The organism is Gammaproteobacteria bacterium (genome assembly GCA_027296625.1).
Classification (GTDB): Bacteria; Pseudomonadota; Gammaproteobacteria; order JAKEHO01; family JAKEHO01; genus JAKEHO01.
In genome coordinates, this window is the sequence record JAPUIX010000142.1 from 1 (window position 1) to 3641 (window position 3641).

At 51.0% G+C, this 3641-nt stretch carries 4 protein-coding genes; 3 read left to right on the plus strand and 1 reads right to left on the minus strand.

Features of this window, described 5'->3' with window-relative positions; translation table 11 throughout:
• A complete protein-coding gene (locus O6944_08110; GenBank protein MCZ6719094.1) occupies positions 1-636 on the minus strand; it encodes a hypothetical protein in 636 nt (211 codons plus the stop codon).
• Positions 637-698: 62 nt separating this feature from the next.
• Between O6944_08110 and O6944_08115 the strand changes: the two genes are divergently transcribed.
• The 3 genes from O6944_08115 to O6944_08125 all read left to right on the plus strand — a co-directional run bounded on the left by O6944_08115 (position 699) and on the right by O6944_08125 (position 3178).
• Positions 699-887 carry an exonuclease domain-containing protein gene (locus O6944_08115; protein ID MCZ6719095.1) on the plus strand — a complete coding sequence of 63 codons (189 nt, stop codon included), beginning with the start codon at positions 699-701 and terminating at the stop codon, positions 885-887.
• A gap of 81 nt (positions 888-968) precedes the next feature.
• A complete protein-coding gene (locus tag O6944_08120; protein MCZ6719096.1) occupies positions 969-1163 on the plus strand; it encodes a GIY-YIG nuclease family protein in 195 nt (64 codons plus the stop codon).
• Between the two features lie 716 nt (positions 1164-1879).
• Complete coding sequence (locus O6944_08125) at positions 1880-3178, plus strand: abortive infection system antitoxin AbiGi family protein (protein MCZ6719097.1); 1299 nt, start codon at positions 1880-1882, stop codon at positions 3176-3178.
• Positions 3179-3641 lie beyond the last annotated feature (463 nt).

Genomic DNA, 3641 nt, shown 5'->3' on the forward strand with positions numbered 1-3641 from the left:
TCACTGATTGTTGAAAAACCACCCAGGAAGATCTGCCATAAGCGTGGGGTTGGGACCACCATCAAAACAAGCATCCATATCTGAATCTGCGTCGCCGGGTCCGATTATGCTTCCCACCACTACCACGCCTATAGCGCCCCCATTTTCCATCATAATCGGAGACCCTGACATCCCGCCGAGGATTCCCTGAGTTGCATTGGTGAGCCACAAGTTATTAGCCACTCGCTCAAAAGCACATGGACCCCATTCCATATTGAGGTCTAATAGCCAAGCTTTGCCTTCTTCCGGTGCGTCCACGATATCTAATTGCTTGCCCTCCATCAGGCTCCAATAAGCTTCCGATTGATCGATAAACATCTGATTGTCTGGCGCGCCAAGGATGGCTATATCGGCGACGGGATTGACGAAAAGACATTCTGCCGCAATCGAAGGATTATCTTCTCCAACAGGCCCAAGCAGATTGAAGTAGGTTTTTTCTTGAGTACCGCAGGCAGAATAAGCAGGCGGCAGGTGAGGCAGACAATGTGCGGCGGTAATGACCACCTCGAGGCCTTCACACTGGGTGACAAAACCACGTGATTTGTCGACGGTGACTATGGCTTCCACTGCTGATCCAAGGGGGGGCAAATCGCTCATGCTTCTTCTCGTTACATCACTTCGATAAGACATTATCGTTGCTGTTTAATGGGGCGCGAATCATGACAGGTTACATCTTCTACGATACCGAAACGACCGGCACGTTGACGGCGTTTGACCAGATCCTTCAGTTCGGTGCGATAAGGACCGATGACGAGCTAAATGAGCTTGAACGTTTTGATATCCGTTGTCGGCTCATGCCGCATATTGTCACATATCGGCCAATTGGTTTCGGGCAAGCGAGCGCATAAGCGACTCACAACAAAGCAAATTCTGTTAAGATTGCTGGCCCGCTCAATCCCGCCGGACACCAACTAAATGAGGAGACCGAAATGGCCAAATACAATACCTACAGGTATGTGTTCAAGGTCGGTAACAAGATCATCCACGGTGGCATTACGAACGATCTGGAACGCCGGGAACAAGAACATCAACAAGACCATCCTAAGGGCCACATCAAACAGGTTGGCAACAAGACCACCGAAAATGCTGCCCGCCAATGGGAAAAGGATAAGGGTTACACCTAATCGGACGCGGCCTCGTCGTCCGTGACGCGCGATACCCTCCTAAGAACGAGGCACGGATATGATGGTACGGATACGGGGTCTCTATAGACCCCCCGTACCGTAACGTACCGCTGAACCGTAACCGTAACGTACCCGTACCGTACAACCGTATCCGTGATGATTGCAGTGGGAAAAGGCGGTGAATATACACGCACTCGTCGTCGCACGTGAGGGGCGGACTGGTCCTATCAATCCCCCTTGCCGCGGCTGCTCAAATCCGCCAACTCCTTGCCCTTCATGGCTTTCCCACTGATACGCTATCAGACGTTTAGACATTCGAGGCTTGGCATAACTGCATGTTCCCATTGATATACCCATGCACAACGGCATCTCAAGCGTTCACCCTCATCGGTCATCGTCTCGGACCTTAGGCGTGACCGTGAGCACGCCACGCTTCCTTTTCACGTGATGGCCTTGCCTTCGAAGAAAGGCGACTAGGTTTCCCTCATTCGATTTCTTGGTCACAGGCTGTCTTAGGCTTTGCCGAAATGGCGGGCGGGGAAAGTTATTGCTTCCGTGCCATCTGATTCTGTCCATGGCTTCCTCCCAGCTGTGACGTGATCGGACGTCTATCGAGGTCGCCTTGGATAATCGAGGAAAATTTCTTAGGCGGGTTACGTGTAGAGCTGATTTCCCTATAGTTTCGTTATGCGTGCAGGATGACATAAGGCTTTGACATGACATTATGGCTCGTACGCCCGCCACGAAATCTGCCATCGCAGTCATATCTTCGCGACAAGAGCATCGTCATACTGGATTTTCGCTTCAGTGAAGATCTCGCCAAGCTGACTGATGCGGAATTCAGAGTATCCCTGACAAATTACATAACCCGCGAGCATAATCTGAATCCGCCAACCGGGAGTTCGATGGCGGGACAAATTAGGCAGTTTGTTCATGAAATTGAGATAGGCGATCTCATCCTTGTTCCTGATGACGATCCTTCGACCGCTACACTGGGCATTGTTAGCGGTGACTACCAATTCCAGGCAGATGCGAATGAGCGGTCCCAACATGCCCGTCCCGTCCAATGGTCATCCGGTTTAATTGACACGGGGCCCTTCGCGGATAGGATTGAGTACGAACTCCAGGGCTACACATTGGTTGTTGCAATACGAAGCGATCAATTCCTGGGGCATTTATTGAAACAGCTTGAGCCGCCTTCACAATCCACTGGCGAGTCGGTAGCAGTGCGCCAAGTGGACACGAACATCAAAGAGAAGCTAACTGCATTGATTTGCCATTTGCAGAGCTGGAAGGAAACAAAGCAACGATATGTATCCGACGAATTGCACCACTTTGTCGGCTCCCAAAACAGGTATGATCCCGATTTAACATACGCCACATTGAAAGCTGTGCTGTCCGCTGGCCATCTCACGCCAAAGCCGGGGATGCAGGATTATCATCCGGTTCAGATTGAAACAAATATGGACGGCAACCTTCGCGAGGAAACATATATAAAACCGTCCTGCGTGTGTTTTTGCGATATTCCCGCTGACGACATAACAGTGCATGCGCAAAAGTATGGTCGGTTCGGCATCTCATTCAGGAAGTCTCACATCGCACAATGTGGTGCGCGGCCTGTCTATTATTTGCCGCACAATCCAGGAGATTGGGGGTGGGCGAGAGGATCGGGATCTAATTTGCTGACGAAGCTTGAAGTTGGGCACAAGGCCCTAGGAAAACACTTGGATGAACTCCGCGACACGCTACCGGAGGATCGATCACGCAGGATGATGGATCCTGTCGAAAATCTGTATCACCTAATCGGGCTTGAAATTATAGCATACGTCAAACCGTTCGAGCTAATGCTCCCCGATGATCACGAAAGGCAATATTATCTGGAGCGAGAATGGCGTCTGTTAGGGAGCTTCAAGTTTGAGCTAGATGAAGTGACCCGGGTATTTCTCCCCGAAGCGTATGCGGATGCCTTTAGAGCTGACTTTCCCAATTACAAGAATCAAATGATATTTACCTAACCAATCATCGTGGCGGACATAAGGTTAACAACCAAATTGATGCCTAATCGGTGCCCTGAACCCCATAGCGCACCGACAAGGGCTTGTCTTTTCAATGAACGGCTCCCACCACTGCCCGTCAGCGAGGACACGTTGCTCATACGCCCCTGTGAGCCGTACTGGTGGGCAGCAGGCAGGAAAACGTGGACGGCAGGCTAACTCAGTCTGAGACCCACACGCCTTATGCTTTCTAAATCGGAATAAACCTCTTGGTCAGCAAGAGTCCGATATTCGCGATCTCTCTGAAGCAAATTGGAGTACAATGGCATAATCAACTTGAAAGGAGGAGGCCATGCCGACTTGGTTGATTCTTGTCCTTCAGTGGGGTGGCCTGGTTTTAGCCGCCCTTTCCGCCGCTGCGCTCATTTACTTCCTCGGCATCCCCGGTATCATGGAGCCGGCAGCCGAAGCAGATGCTGCGGCA

Bases quoted from the DNA above. Each gene is read 5' to 3' on its own strand.
- O6944_08110 (MCZ6719094.1), bottom strand. From the start codon at position 636: ATGAGCGATTTGCCCCCCCTTGGATCAGCAGTGGAAGCCATAGTCACC.
- O6944_08120 (MCZ6719096.1), top strand. From the start codon at position 969: ATGGCCAAATACAATACCTACAGGTATGTGTTCAAGGTCGGTAACAAG.
- O6944_08115 (MCZ6719095.1), top strand. From the start codon at position 699: ATGACAGGTTACATCTTCTACGATACCGAAACGACCGGCACGTTGACG.
- O6944_08125 (MCZ6719097.1), top strand. From the start codon at position 1,880: ATGACATTATGGCTCGTACGCCCGCCACGAAATCTGCCATCGCAGTCA.